Below are 13324 nucleotides of genomic sequence, written 5' to 3'. Positions count from 1 at the left end.
ACACGACCACAAGGAAAGCCCAAAGCAGCAAGAGGCACAATTCAAGCCGCGGCCCGCGGCACACTCAGCGCCCGCTGCAACGCCGCACGCAGCACCTCGTAATGCACCGGCTTCGTGAGCCGGTCGAAAAACGGCGCGCCCTCGCCGCCCGAGGCGCCAGCATGATCCCCAATCGCCGCGAGCCCCGCCACATCGGCGCTCACCGCGATCACGCGCGGCTGCCCGAGCACATCCTGCGCGGTTAGAAGCCCCGCGACGAAATCGTACCCGTCGCGCCCCGGCATATGCAGATCGAGCAGCACGACATCGCACGCCTCGTGGGCGAGCAGCTCAAGCGCGCTGTCGGCATCGCCGGCCGCGAGCGCGCGGTAGCCCATATGCGCCACCATCTCGCACAGCGAATCGCGCACGAGCGGGTTGTCGTCCACGACGAGCACCTGCGGCAGCGCCCGCACAGGCAGCGCCGCTTCGGCCACGGCCGCGGGCGCCGGCGGCTCGACCGGCGTGACGGGAATACGCACGGTGAAGGTCGTGCCTTTACCCACGCGGCTTTGCGTCTCGATCGTGCCGCCGAACAGCTCGACGAGGCCCCGCACGATCGCGAGCCCCATGCCCGCGCCCTCGTAGCGCCGCGAGCGCGACGTGTCGAGCTGCGTGAACTCCTTGAAGATGAGCGGTATCTGGTCTGCCGCCACGCCCGGCCCCGTGTCGCCAACGACGATCACGAGCGTGTCGCCGCCAGCCGGCCGCACGGCTCCTTCCTCGCCATTCAAGGGCCGCGCGGCCCGCGCGGGCGCCTGCAGCCAGAATTCGAGCCGCACCTTGCCGCGCTCCGTGTAGCGGATCGCGTTCGTCACGAGGTTGCCGGCGATCTGGCGGATGCGGTGCGGGTCGGCCACCACGCGCCGCTGCGGTCCCACCCACGCATGCTCGAACGCGAGCCCGCGCGAGCGCGCGGCCTGCTCGTTTTCGTCGACAATCGACTGCAGCAGTTCGCGCGGCTCGAACTCTTCCTGACGCAATTCGAGCTTGCCCGCGCCAAGGCGCGCGTAGTCGGTGAGATCCTTCATCTGCGCTTCGAGCTGGCGTGCGGCGGTTTCGAGGCGATGGATCACCTTGCGGTCCGCTTCCGAATGCGAGTTGAAGCCGAGCAGTTCGATCGACGAGACGATTGCGTGCAGCGGCGTGCGCAGTTCGTGGCTGATCATGCCAAGGAAGGCGTCCTTCGCCATGCTCGCCTCGCGCGCGGCGCGGCTCGCCTGGTGCTCGGCTTCGAGCGCCGCGCGCTGCTGGTCGAGGAGCCGGGTGCGCCGGTAGCCGTTCATCACGAGCAGCACGCCCGCCGCCGCCGAAAGCACGAGCAGCACGAGCCCCGACGCAAACAGTTCGCGCCGCTTGGCGATGAAATCGTGCCGGATCGCCTCGCGCTCGGTCACGTCGGCGAAACGCCGGTTCAGCGCCAGGTCGGTCACCTGGGTCCAGTGCAGGTCGAGCGCCTTGAGCATCGGCACCGCGCGTTCGGGGTTGTCCGAGAGCGTCGCGATTTCGGCTTCGAACGGGGAAATGGTCGCGGCCAGAATGGCGAGATCGGCGTCCTGGCGCCGCTTCAAACCCGGCGTGGAGTCGAGCGACAGCGTCGAGCCCTTCATCACGTTGAGCTTCGACTGCAGCACTTCATAGCGCAGCCGCACCTTGTCGAGATCGCGGTCGATGCCGTCCGCGAACATCAGCAACTGGCTCTCGAAGCGCGCGTAGGCAATCTGCAGCTGCGCGGCGTCCCAGTACAGGCCGTCGTAATTGCCCGTGATGCGCTGCACGACCTGCGGGTTGAGCAGATTCGCATAAAGCAGATAGCCGACCGCCACCACGGGCGGCGCCAGCGCCGCCATCCAGATGATCGCCTGCAGCAGGCGTCGCAAGGGTCGTCGCATCAGCCGCCAGTCACCGCTTGATCGTCATTGACTTGATCTGCCACGCGAACTTCGCGTCGCCGGCCGCGCCATCCAGCTCGAGCGGATGCTGGTCGCGTGGATAAATCAGGAACAACGGGCCGAAATTGCTCACCGTCAGGCGCTGGCCGTTCATCTCGTAGGCCACCACCACGCCATAGCGCGCGGCGTCGGCCACGGGCACCACGCAGGTGTAGTCGTCGAGCGTGTGGATCTCGATCTGGCTGCCGTAGGCGCCCACCGTTTTGAGCACGTCCGAGAGCAGCGGGCCCGTGAAGGTCGAGCGCGGAGTCCAGGTCGTGGCCGTCGTGATCGAATGCGCGGGCAGCGCAAGCAGCTGCGCCTCAGTAAAGTGATACGCCGTGTGGGCCGCGTTGTTGGTCACGCGCACCTCGCCGTCCACGTCGAGCGAGAGCGAACCCGCAGAACCCGCAGAACCCGCCGCCTGCGCCGCATGTGCAAACTGCACGAACGGCAACAGAGCGCCCGCGAGCGCGAACCCCGCCACGGCGGCCCAGCGCCGCCAGCCTGGCCATCCCATCCCATGCCACATCTTGCCCGAGCCCTTTCGCGCGATGATTCGCGTCGTTGTCGTGTGTCTTTGCGCGGCGCTGCGCCGCGTTTTTCTGCTGCTGGTCCCGCCATTTCCCGCGGCTTCCCGCTTCCTCCACCCGCCAGGCCAGCAGGCGCTGGTGAGCATAGGCATAATATCGTCAAACATTGCGCTGACAATAGCCGTCTTTTTCTCGCACGCCGCTATCGGAAACGCGCGTTGTGCATTTGCCGCACATTTGCCTGGCACGCGCTTCGTCACTCATTTCAACCCATGGATAAACCTGTCGTTCCGCTCACCTACGAACAGCTCGATCACTGGGTCGAGTCGCTGCAACCGGCGCTGATCGCTGAGGAATTCGACCTCGTGGTCGGCATTTTGCGCGGCGGCGCGCCGCTCGCGCTGATGGTTTCGCACGCAACGGGCGCGGGTGTCGCGTTCCTGCGCTATGACCGCGCCACGCGCGAAGTGCGCTGGGACTCCACGTTGCCGCTGCCCGAGCCGGGCGCGAAAGTGCTGCTGTGCGAGGACATCGCGGGGCGCGGCCATACGCTCGTGGACTGCATCGCGTTTCTGAGCGAGCACGGGCTCGTCGTGCGCACGCTCACCGGCGCCTATGACGACCTCAGCCGCTTGCGCCCCGATTATTCGATCGATGCAAGCGGCTATTTCGCGCTCTTCCCGTGGGAGCGCCAGGCCTACACCGACCGCTACCGCGCCGACTGGATTCGCGACGGCGACGGCGAGGGCACGCGCATGGCCGACGACCACGAGTACGCCGTCTACGCGATCGATCTCGACGGCGTCCTGCTCCCCGACATTCCGGTTGCGCGCTACGACGAAGACCTCGTCGCCGCGCTCGCCGAGCGCGATGAACTGGTGCCGTTCGAGCGCCTGCCCGGCATCGACCTGAAGCGCGCGCGCGCGATCATCACGGGGCGTCCCGAGATCGACCGCGAGCGCACACTCGCCTGGCTCGAGCGTCACGGCTTCGGGCACCTCGAACTGATCATGCGCCGGCCGGACGAGCACGACGACACGGCCGCAGCCGTGGCGGCGCACAAGGCCGCCGCGGCCATTCGCAGCGGCGTCACGCACTTCATCGAGAGCGATCCGGTCCAGGCCATCCTGATCGCCCAGAGTGCGCCGCTGTTGCGCGTGATCTGGTGGAACGCCCACGCGCGCACGGGCACGCTGATCGGCGCCTCGGCCTGGAGCTGAGCGAGAACGCCGTTACGCGCCGCCGCGCTGCCCCTCGATGAAGCGCGCGGCGCGCGGCGACGCCACCACGATGAGCTTCATGGCCGCGCGCGTCGCGCCAACGAAGAGCTTGCGCGCGGCGCGCTCGTCGAATGCCTCGAAATCCACCTCGGTCAGGATCACGCACGGTGCGGACTGCCCCTTGAAGCGGTAGATCGAATCGAGCAGCACGTCGCCTTCGCGGTACTGCGGATTGCCGAACAGGTCGTACTGGCCCGTGAAGCTGCGCAGCCGGTGCGGGCCGAGCTGGTCGAGCGCCGTGAAAAGCGAATGCTCGCGCCCGCGATAAGACAGCACAACGATGTCCTGCTTGCGAAAGCCGAGCGAGAGCGCCTGCGTGATCGCGCGTTTGGTCGCCAGAACCACGCCAGGCTCGGCGCCAGGTTCGGCTTCGCGCTCGTCCCAGCTCGCCACTGTCACATCGGAGCCATCGAACGGACTGCCCGCGGCAAGCTGCGCGATGGCGGGCACAGTCGGTCCGGCCACGTCGCGCAGGAACGCGAGGATGTCGCGCGGGCTGCGGTAGTTCGTGTTCTCGCGCAGGACGGTCCAGCCCGCCAGCGCGAGCGGCTCGCGCACGTACAGGTTCTGCAGCGGATCTTCGAGCCACCACCACGCAGCGTCTGGCCGCAACAGACGCTCGAGCGCACCGACCCACGGTTGCTGAAAATCCTGCCCCTCGTCGACGATCAGCACGTCGAACTGCCAGCGCCCGGCAACCGGCATCTCGCCGAAGCGCCGCACGAGCTCGTCGAATGCGCCGGGGCTGTCGAAATCGGGCACGTGGCCGCCGTCGCGCGCGACCCAGTCGCACAGCTGGTGATAGGTCGCCACCTTCGCTTCGGGCGGCGCGAGTTGCGCGATGTGATCCGCGAGCGGCCGGTTGAAGCACACGTACAGCGTGCGCGCACCGCGCGCCACGGCGTCCTTCATGACCTGCACGGCCAGTTGCGTCTTGCCCGAGCCCGCTGTGCCGATTACACGCAGCCGGAACGGCGCGAACTCGAGCCGGCGCGCCCACGTGGCGAGGCCGCCCGCGAGCCGCGTGACGAGCGTGTCCGCCGCGCCGACCAGTGCGCTGGTGTCGGGCGTGAGCGACAGTTCGTCGGCGAGAAAGTGATGGATTTTCGCGGCGCACGGCAGGCGCGGCTCGTCGGCGGGCATGGCTTCCAGCACGATGGCGGCGAGCTGCGTCTTGCGCGTGGCGTCGACGATGCGCGCGGGATTCACCCCCGCGATCGCCGGCTCGCGCACCACGTGGTCAGGGCAGTAGAACAGCTCTTCGAGCACGTAGGTGCCGGCGCCGAACGTTGCGGTGAAGCGCCGGTGCAGCCCTTCGACGGTGCGCGCCAGCGCGATCGCCACGTTGCGCTCGGTCTGCATGTAGGCCTTGACGAGCCCGCCCGGCGTTTCGCGCAGAAAGCCCGTTTTCTGCTCGACGATCATCACGCGGCCGGCCGGACTCACGATCACGAAATCGGCCTCGCCGAAGACCGAAAAGCCTTCGGAAAGACGCGTCCAGTGCACGCCGTGATAGACGGTGTAGCCGTTGGGCAAACCGCGTGCGAGCGCGGCGAGCGTTTCGCGCTCGCGCGCGGCGGCGCCGGTGGCTTCGAGATGCTGCCAGTCGTCGGGGACAATGCGGGCCATAAGCGGGTCTCGGGCGTACGTTGGGTGCGCGGCGGCGCGACCGCGCGGGAAATCGAGGGAGCGGTGCCGCACGAATCGGGCGCGGCGGGGGAACGCGAGGCGCTGCGCAGCGCCTATTCTACGAAATGCATGGCGGCGCAAAAAACCGCGCGAGAATCGTGTATCGTGGCGGCCTGCGCCAGGCTTGACCCCTTTTCCCCTTGCAAGGAGTACGCGCCAGATGATCACGATCTGGGGACGCGCCAATTCGGTGAATGTCCAGAAAGTCCTGTGGTGTTGCGATGAACTCGTCCTGCCGTTCCAGCGCATCGACGCGGGCGGCCCGTTCGGGCATCTCAACGAGCCTTCCTATCTCGCCATGAATCCGAACGGCAAGATCCCGACGATCTCGGACGGCAATTTCGTGCTGTGGGAGTCGAACGCGATCCTGCGCTATCTGGCGATGGAGTACGGTCCCTCGAGCCTGCTCTACCCGACCGACCCGAAGGTGCGCGCCTCGATCGAGCGCTGGCTCGACTGGTCGATGAGCACGCTCGCGCCCGCCGAGCGCCCGGTGTTTCTCGCGCTCGTGCGCACGCCGCCGGAGAAGCGCGACACCGCAAAGATCGCCGCCGATCTCGATCAGCTGACGCCGCTGTGGAGGCTGCTCGACCACCACCTGCAAGGCCGCTTCTTCCTCGAAAACGAGCGCTTCTCGCTCGCGGACATCGTGCTCGGCGCGTACGCACGGCGCTGGTTCGGGCTCGAAGGTGTGGAGCGCGAGCCGCTGCCGAACCTCGAACGCTGGTATCAGCGCATTGCGCAGCGCCAGGGCTTCCGCAAGTACATCGATCTGCCGCTCACCTGAGCGGCCACTCCAGGACGGCGCGGGCGGCCCGGCGGCGCGCCCCGTATAATCGCAAGCATGAAGACAGCAAAACCGTCCCCGGACGCCTCCGCCTTGCACAGTCACACGCACGGCGAGACGCACGACCACGATCACGGCCACTCGCACGGCGCCCAAGGCGCAACGCTTGAGTCCGCGCTCGCGATGGCCGAGGCCTATTGCCGCGAGCGCGGCGAAAAGCTCACGCCGATCCGCCGCAAGGTGCTGGAACTGCTGCTTGCCTCGGGACGCGCCACCAAGGCGTATTCGCTGCTCGACGAAATGCGCCAGATCCATCCGGGTTCGGCGCCGCCCACGGTCTACCGGGCGCTCGATTTCCTGCTTTCGGCTGGACTGATTCACCGCATCGAGTCGATCAACGCGTTCGCCGTTTGCCACGACCTCACGCAGTGCCAGCACGGCATTCTCGTGGTGTGCCAGCAGTGCGGCAACGTCACCGAGCTGCACGAACCGAAGCTGCGCCAGGCGCTCGTTGCGCAGATCGAGGCCGCGGGTTACCGGCTCGCCGGCGACGGGATCGAGCTAAAGGGACTCTGCGCGCAATGCCAGGAGAGTCAGGCAAATCAGCCGAATCAGGCTGGCAAGCCCGCGCAGCCAGGCGCCGCTGCCGCGCCCGAAGCGGCGCAGTCCTCGTCCGTTAGCTAACCGTTATTGCCCGCCGTTGCGCGCGGGCAATCGTGGACGATCGCGGACAATCGCGAGCAATACGCCTGTCGCGGCGCCTCAGTCCCTCAACCCGCACGTTTCCCGCCTCGCTACGCGCGCCGCCTCAGAGCGACTGGCGCGCGTCGATTGCGTCGCTCAAGAGCGTCACGAGTTCCTCCGGCCGGGCCGGCTTGGTCATGAAGTGCTGGAAACCTTCGCCGATACTGCGCAAACGCCAGCTTTCGTCGGTATGGCCCGTGAGCGCGACCGCGACGGTCGGTGCGTGATCGCCGCGAATTTCATAGTCGCGCAGACGCTGGATCAGGTAGAAGCCGTCCATGGCCGGCAGGTCGAGATCGCAGACCACGGCGTCGGGGTGCAGGCTCAGGGCTGCTTCGACGCCCGTTTCTGCGTCTTCGACCGCCACGACGTGCGCGCCCTCCGCCTCCAGCAGCGAAGTCAGTGACGCCCGGCTGTGCGGGTCGTCTTCGACGAGGACGATGGTCGTCCGGTCGAGCTTGTGTACTGCGTTCATTGTGTTTGCTTACATGCCTTTCTGTCTGTCAGGCCGATTGCCGCGAGGCTGCGAGCCCGGCGTGATGCTGGGCGCACGGCACCGCGGGCCGTCCTGATAGAGCAATCTTAATGCCGTCTGGTTCCGGCGTGCTGAGCGTGCGTCCATCCGCGCCGCGCACGATAGCCGCAACACAAGACAGCCCGATGACGGCCGTGCTCACGCTTTGCCGCCCTGCTTTTGGCCCTGCTCCCGGCCCTCTCGCGAAGCGGCGAAGCCCTTGGCTTTGCCGGTTTGCGCATAGGCTTCGAGTGCACGCTGGCGCGCCAGTTCGTGCTCGACAACAGGTTCCGGGTAATCCTTGCCAAGGCGCACGCCCGCCGCTTCCAGCTGCTGCGCGCCGGCCTTCCACGGCTGGTGCACGAGCGCATCGGGCAGGCCCGCCAACTCCGGCACCCACTGCCGCACGTAGGCGCCGCGCGGGTCGAACTTCTGGCCCTGGAGCACCGGATTGAAAATGCGGAAATACGGCGCGGCGTCCACGCCCGAGCCCGCCACCCACTGCCAGTTGGCCGGGTTGCTGGCCGGGTCGGCGTCCACGAGCGTGTCCCAGAACCAGGACTCGCCCGCGCGCCAGTCGATCAACAGGTGCTTGGTCAGGAACGACGCCACGACCATGCGCACGCGGTTGTGCATCCACCCCGTGTGCCAAAGCTCGCGCATGCCGGCGTCGACGAGCGGATAGCCGGTCAGCCCGCGTTGCCACGCTTTCAGGCCAGCGGCGTCCTTACGCCACGGCATGGCGTCGAACGCGGGACGCAGGTTGCGCGTCGCCAGATCGGCGTAGTGAAAGCGCTGGTAGTGGCAGAACTCCCGCCAGCCCAATTCGCTTGCGAACTTCTCCGCGCTCGTGGCGCGCCGCGCCGAGCCGCGGCCGTGCGCGTGCTGCGCCGCCTTGAGCGCCGCCCAGACCTGACGCGGCGAAACGGCGCCGACGGCGAGATACGGGGAAAGACGGCTCGTGGCGGCGTCGCCGGGCTCGTCGCGCTCGCCAGCGTAAGCGTCGAGGTCCGTGGCAAGGAACGCTCGCAGGCGCTCCAGCGCGGCTTCCTCGCCCGCTGGCCAGGCCGCGCGCAAGCCGCCCGACCAGTCGGGCGAGCGTGGCGCGAGACCGAGCGCATCGAGTTTCGATGCGCGCTGGGTAAGACGTGCTGGCAACGATTGAAAAATCATCCGTTCGGGCTCGCCTTGCGGCGGTGGCGGGTCCCCCATACGCAGGCAAGCGCGCCAGTAGGCGCTGAACACCCGAAACGGCTCGCCGGACTGATTGAGCACCGTCCACGGCTCGTTGAGGAGCTGCCCGTTGAAGCTCTCGACCTCCACACCGCGCTCGCGCAGCGACGTTTTGAGCGCGCGATCGACCTCGCGTTGCGCCGCGCCGTAACGGCGATTCCAGTACACGGCTTGCGCGCCGGTTTCCGTGACGAGGGCGTCCAGCGTTGCCACTTCGTCGCCTTGCAGGAGAAGCAGGTGGCCGCCGCGCGCCGTTAGCGCGGCATCGAGCGCCCGCAGCGACTCATGACGCCACCAGCGCGCCGCGCCGCCCTCCGGGCGTTCGCCCGAGGCGCGCGGATCGTGGATCCAGACGCAGATCAGCGGCAGGCCGCTCGCCGCGGCCTGCGCGAGCGCTGGCTGATCGGCAAGCCGGAGATCATCGCGAAACCAGACGATGGCGGGCGCTTGCCTGGAAGAAGCGCGGGAAGAAACGGAAGAAGAAGGCAGACCGGACCTCGACCGGGAAACATTCGCGCGGCACAGCGCACGAGCCGTGCCGCAAAGGTCACGGAGCGTACCACGGCGCGCGGCGGCGATTAATCCGTATCAATGCCCGTATCAACGCGCGTATCGGCGGGGCTGTCTACGCGGGCCGGTCCCACGCCTTGCGTGATGAGCGCGACCGCATGGCGCGCGATCGTCTCGACGCCAACATGGGGCTGCGCCGCGTCGCCGCGCCATATCTGGCTGGTGGCGAGCGGCAGCAGCGTGAGGCCCATCAGCGACTGGAACAGCAGCGAAGGCTCCAGCGCCGCGTTGAGCCGGCCCTCGCGCTGCCAGCGCGCAATCGCCGTGTGGGCCTTTTCCTGGTTCTCACGGCCCAGGCGCTCGAGCATGCGCTGGCGCAGCACGCCGCCCTCGCTGATGACGTCGCGCACCCACAGCGGCGGAAACCACGGATTGCGCTGCCCCACCGCCACGAAGCGCTGCGCCAGCGCGGTGAGCGCCTTCACAGGATCGTCGGGATGCTCCGCGAAGATGTCGCCGAGCGCTTCGCGCAGCGGCACGAAACGCTCGTCGATCAGCACGTCGATCAGTTGGTCGCGCGTCTTGAAGTAGTAGTGAACCATCGCGGGCGTGACGCCGGCCTCGCGGGCAATGGCGGCAAGCGACGTGTCGAGAATGCCCTGGCGCGCGAACAGGACGAGCGCGGCGTCGATCAAACGCGCGCGCTGCTCCGCCCCGCCCACGCCGCCGCTCGGCCGGCCGGGGCGGCGCGCGGCGGGCCGGCCTGGCGCGCCGCCTGCGCTGTCGAGGGTGTGTTCTGGCGCTTTCATAGGCGTTCTATCGGTTAGCAACTCGGTAACGAATTGAATTTTGACCAACTGGAATAATTGTCCTAATATTAACCTCCGAATTAATTAAATTCAAGATAGATGGACACGACGATGGAACCCAGCACGAAACACCCTGCGCCCGCCACGGCGGGAGCCAGCGCCAGCGCAAAAGCCGCGGCGACGGCGTCGGGCCCGGCTGCTGCCGATGCCGGCGGCCATCCGCGGGGCGGCCATCCGCCCATCCGGCTGCTGTTTCCGGCGCTCCTGCTCGTCATGCTGCTCGCGGCGCTCGACCAGACCATCGTCTCGACGGCGCTGCCCACCATCGTCGGCGAGCTGGGCGGGCTCGACCGGCTCTCGTGGGTCGTCACGGCCTACCTGCTCACTTCGACGATCGTCGTGCCGCTGTATGGCAAGTTCGGCGACCTGTTCGGCCGCAAGATCGTGCTGCAGGCCGCCATCGTGATCTTCCTGATCGGCTCGGCGCTGTGCGGCGTGGCGCAGAACATGGAGCAGCTCATCGTGCTGCGCGCGCTTCAGGGCATTGGCGGCGGCGGCCTCATGGTCGTGACGATGGCCGCCATCGGCGATGTCATCCCGCCCGCGCAGCGCGGCAAGTATCAGGGCATGTTCGGCGGCGTGTTCGGCATCGCCACCGTGATCGGGCCGCTGCTCGGCGGCTTTCTCGTCGAGCATCTGTCGTGGCGCTGGATCTTCTACATCAACCTGCCGCTCGGCGCGATCGCGCTCGTGGTGATCGGCGCCGTGTTCAAGCCGCGCGCCGCGCACGTGAAGCACGTGATCGACTACATGGGCGCGGCATGGCTCGCCGCCGCCCTCACCTGCCTGATTCTCTTCACGAGCGAGGGCGGCTCGCTGCTGCCGTGGACGTCGCCCACGCTCTGGCTCACGCTGCTGCTCGGCCTGGTGGCCGTGGCGGGCTTCATTCACGAGGAAAAGCATGCGGCCGAGCCCATCATGCCACTCGAACTGTTTCGCCAGCGCACCTTCGTGCTCGCGAGCCTGATCGGCTTCATCGTGGGCGTGTCGCTGTTCGGCTCGGTCACGTTCCTGCCGCTGTATCTGCAGGTCGTGAAGGGCTCCACGCCCTCGCAGGCCGGCATGCAGATGCTGCCCATGATGGGCGGCGTGCTCGTGATGTCGATCATCACCGGGCGCATCATCAGCAAGATCGGCAAGTACCGCATCTTCCCCATTGCGGGCACGGCGCTCGTGGCCGCGGCAATGATCCTGCTCGCGCGCTTGCAGCTCGACACGCCCATTCACCGCATGTATCTCTACATGGGGCTGCTCGGCTGCGGCCTGGGCATGGTGATGCAGGTGCTGATTCTTGCTGTGCAAAACGCCGTGGAGTTTCGCCACATGGGCGTGGCGACGTCGGGCGCAACGCTGTTCCGCTCGATTGGCGGCTCGGTGGGCGTGGCGGCGTTCGGCGCCGTGTTTTCGCACGGGCTGCACGCGCGACTCGAAAAGGTGCTCACGGCCGACGTACAACTGCCGCAGCCGCTCACGCCCGACGTGATCCACCATCTGCCGCCCACGCTGCACGCGCAGTATCTCGATGCGTTCGCAGGCGCGCTACACACGGTTTACCTCTCGGCTGCGATCGTGGTGGTGTTCTCGTTCGCGCTGTCGTTGCTGCTGCGCGACGTGCCGCTGCGCAAGCAGCATTGAGCGCGCTTCGCCGCTTTTTCCCCTCCAGCCAGCGGATTCCCGCTGGCATTTTTTTGCCCGCGAACCAGCATCCCATCGGTCTAATGGGGCCCGCTCGCATCAGCATTACATTTTCCACACATTTAATTACAGTTAGCTAAAATCGCGGGCACCGCGCGCCGGGACCCGGCGGCGCGCGTTCGAACTCTCGCGACGGCTGCATGACGGCCGCTCGCCATAAAACACACAACCAGGAGAAGACCCGCCCATGGACGTCCAGAACGACCCAACCACGCTATCCGCGCAGGACACGAGGCGACGCGTACTCGCCATCGTCGGCGCCTCGTCGGGCAATCTCGTCGAGTGGTTCGACTTCTACATTTACTCGTTCTGCGCGCTGTATTTCGCGCCCGCGTTCTTCCCGAGCGGCAACACCACCACGCAGCTTTTGAACACCGCCGGCGTATTCGCCGCGGGCTTCCTCATGCGTCCGATCGGCGGCTGGCTGTTCGGCCGCATCGCCGACCGCCACGGCCGCCGCAATGCGATGATGATCTCGGTGCTCATGATGTGCGGCGGCTCGCTCGTAATCGCCATGCTGCCCACCTATGCGCAGATCGGCGCGTTCGCCCCGTTCCTGCTGCTGCTCGCGCGCCTCTTCCAGGGGCTTTCGGTGGGCGGCGAGTACGGCACGAGCGCGACCTACATGAGCGAGGTCGCGCTCAAGGGCCGGCGCGGCTTCTTCGCGTCGTTCCAGTACGTCACGCTAATTGGCGGCCAGCTCTGCGCGCTGCTCGTGCTCGTGATCCTGCAGCAGACGCTCTCCACGGAAGAACTGAAGGCCTGGGGCTGGCGCATTCCGTTCGTGGTCGGCGCGGCCGCGGCGCTGATCTCGCTCTATCTGCGCAAGTCGCTCGACGAAACCTCGACGAGCGAATCGCGCCACAAGCGCGACGCGGGCACGATTCGCGGCGTGTGGCAGCACAAGGGCGCGTTCTTCACGGTGGTGGGCTTCACGGCAGGCGGCTCGCTGATCTTCTATACGTTCACGACCTACATGCAAAAGTACCTCGTGAACACGGCCGGCATGCACGCGAAGACCGCCAGCAACGTGATGACCTGCGCGCTCTTCGTCTACATGCTGATGCAGCCGCTGTTCGGCGCGCTTTCCGACAAGATCGGCCGCCGCACGTCGATGATCCTCTTCGGCTCGCTTTCGGTGCTCGGCACGGTGCCGATCATGCACGCGCTCAAGGACGTGTCGAGCCCGGTGGCCGCATTCGTGCTCATCATCGTCGCGCTCGCCATCGTCAGTTTCTATACGTCGATCAGCGGCCTCATCAAGGCCGAAATGTTCCCGCCCGAAGTGCGCGCCATGGGCGTGGGCCTTTCGTATGCGGTGGCGAATGCGCTGTTCGGCGGCTCGGCCGAATATGTCGCGCTGTGGTTCAAGTCCGTTGGCAGCGAGACCACGTTCTACTGGTACGTCACGGCGATCTGCGCGGTTGCGCTCATCGTGTCGTGGCGCATGCGCGATCCGGCCAAGGAAGGGTATTTGCGCCACGAGCCGTGACCCGGGCG

The 13324-nt window shown here is 67.2% G+C and carries 11 protein-coding genes; 5 read left to right on the top strand and 6 right to left on the bottom strand.

Translation table 11 applies throughout. The features are described from left to right. Positions 1 to 41: 41 nt before the first annotated feature. Positions 42 to 1931, bottom strand: coding sequence for a hybrid sensor histidine kinase/response regulator (locus tag U5A57_RS37210; RefSeq protein WP_321916892.1), 1890 nt, complete (start codon positions 1929 to 1931; stop codon positions 42 to 44). Positions 1932 to 1941: 10 nt separating this feature from the next. Further along, a complete protein-coding gene (locus U5A57_RS37205) occupies positions 1942 to 2490 on the bottom strand; it encodes a molybdopterin-dependent oxidoreductase (protein WP_321916890.1) in 549 nt (182 codons plus the stop codon). 285 nt (positions 2491 to 2775) lie between these two features. On the opposite strand from U5A57_RS37205, the gene U5A57_RS37200 reads away from it, so the two are divergent. Then, a complete protein-coding gene (locus U5A57_RS37200) occupies positions 2776 to 3723 on the top strand; it encodes a phosphoribosyltransferase (RefSeq protein WP_321916888.1) in 948 nt (315 codons plus the stop codon). 12 nt (positions 3724 to 3735) lie between these two features. Here the strand turns inward: U5A57_RS37200 and U5A57_RS37195 are convergent, their stop codons facing one another. After that, positions 3736 to 5412, bottom strand: a complete 1677-nt coding sequence (locus U5A57_RS37195; protein ID WP_321916887.1) for an ATP-dependent helicase — start codon at positions 5410 to 5412, stop codon at positions 3736 to 3738. Positions 5413 to 5632: 220 nt separating this feature from the next. Between U5A57_RS37195 and U5A57_RS37190 the strand changes: the two genes are divergently transcribed. Next, entirely contained in the window at positions 5633 to 6259 is a 627-nt protein-coding gene (locus tag U5A57_RS37190) for a glutathione S-transferase (RefSeq protein ID WP_321916886.1), read from the top strand. A gap of 57 nt (positions 6260 to 6316) precedes the next feature. After that, a complete protein-coding gene (locus tag U5A57_RS37185; RefSeq protein WP_321916884.1) occupies positions 6317 to 6943 on the top strand; it encodes a Fur family transcriptional regulator in 627 nt (208 codons plus the stop codon). A gap of 124 nt (positions 6944 to 7067) precedes the next feature. On the opposite strand, the gene U5A57_RS37180 is transcribed toward U5A57_RS37185, so the two are convergent. From U5A57_RS37180 to U5A57_RS37170, 3 genes are all read right to left on the bottom strand, one after another. Further along, a complete protein-coding gene (locus U5A57_RS37180) occupies positions 7068 to 7478 on the bottom strand; it encodes a response regulator (RefSeq protein WP_028205606.1) in 411 nt (136 codons plus the stop codon). A gap of 198 nt (positions 7479 to 7676) precedes the next feature. Continuing rightward, positions 7677 to 9239, bottom strand: coding sequence for a deoxyribodipyrimidine photo-lyase (locus U5A57_RS37175; protein ID WP_321916904.1), 1563 nt, complete (start codon positions 9237 to 9239; stop codon positions 7677 to 7679). Between the two features lie 89 nt (positions 9240 to 9328). Beyond that, positions 9329 to 10069: a TetR/AcrR family transcriptional regulator gene (locus U5A57_RS37170; protein WP_321916881.1), complete on the bottom strand. Its 741-nt coding sequence runs from the start codon at positions 10067 to 10069 to the stop codon at positions 9329 to 9331. Between the two features lie 111 nt (positions 10070 to 10180). On the opposite strand from U5A57_RS37170, the gene U5A57_RS37165 reads away from it, so the two are divergent. Both U5A57_RS37165 and U5A57_RS37160 read left to right on the top strand, forming a co-directional pair. Then, positions 10181 to 11764, top strand: coding sequence for an MDR family MFS transporter (locus U5A57_RS37165; RefSeq protein WP_321916879.1), 1584 nt, complete (start codon positions 10181 to 10183; stop codon positions 11762 to 11764). A 247-nt stretch (positions 11765 to 12011) separates the two neighbouring features. Next, positions 12012 to 13316, top strand: a complete 1305-nt coding sequence (locus U5A57_RS37160) for an MFS family transporter (protein ID WP_321916878.1) — start codon at positions 12012 to 12014, stop codon at positions 13314 to 13316. Positions 13317 to 13324: the final 8 nt, after the last annotated feature.

Origin of the sequence: Paraburkholderia sp. J11-2, from assembly GCF_905220185.1 — a bacterium.
GTDB lineage: Bacteria > Pseudomonadota > Gammaproteobacteria > Burkholderiales > Burkholderiaceae > Paraburkholderia.
The sequence above is the reverse complement of the archived record's forward strand: the minus strand, read 5'-3'. Positions and strand labels throughout refer to the sequence as shown.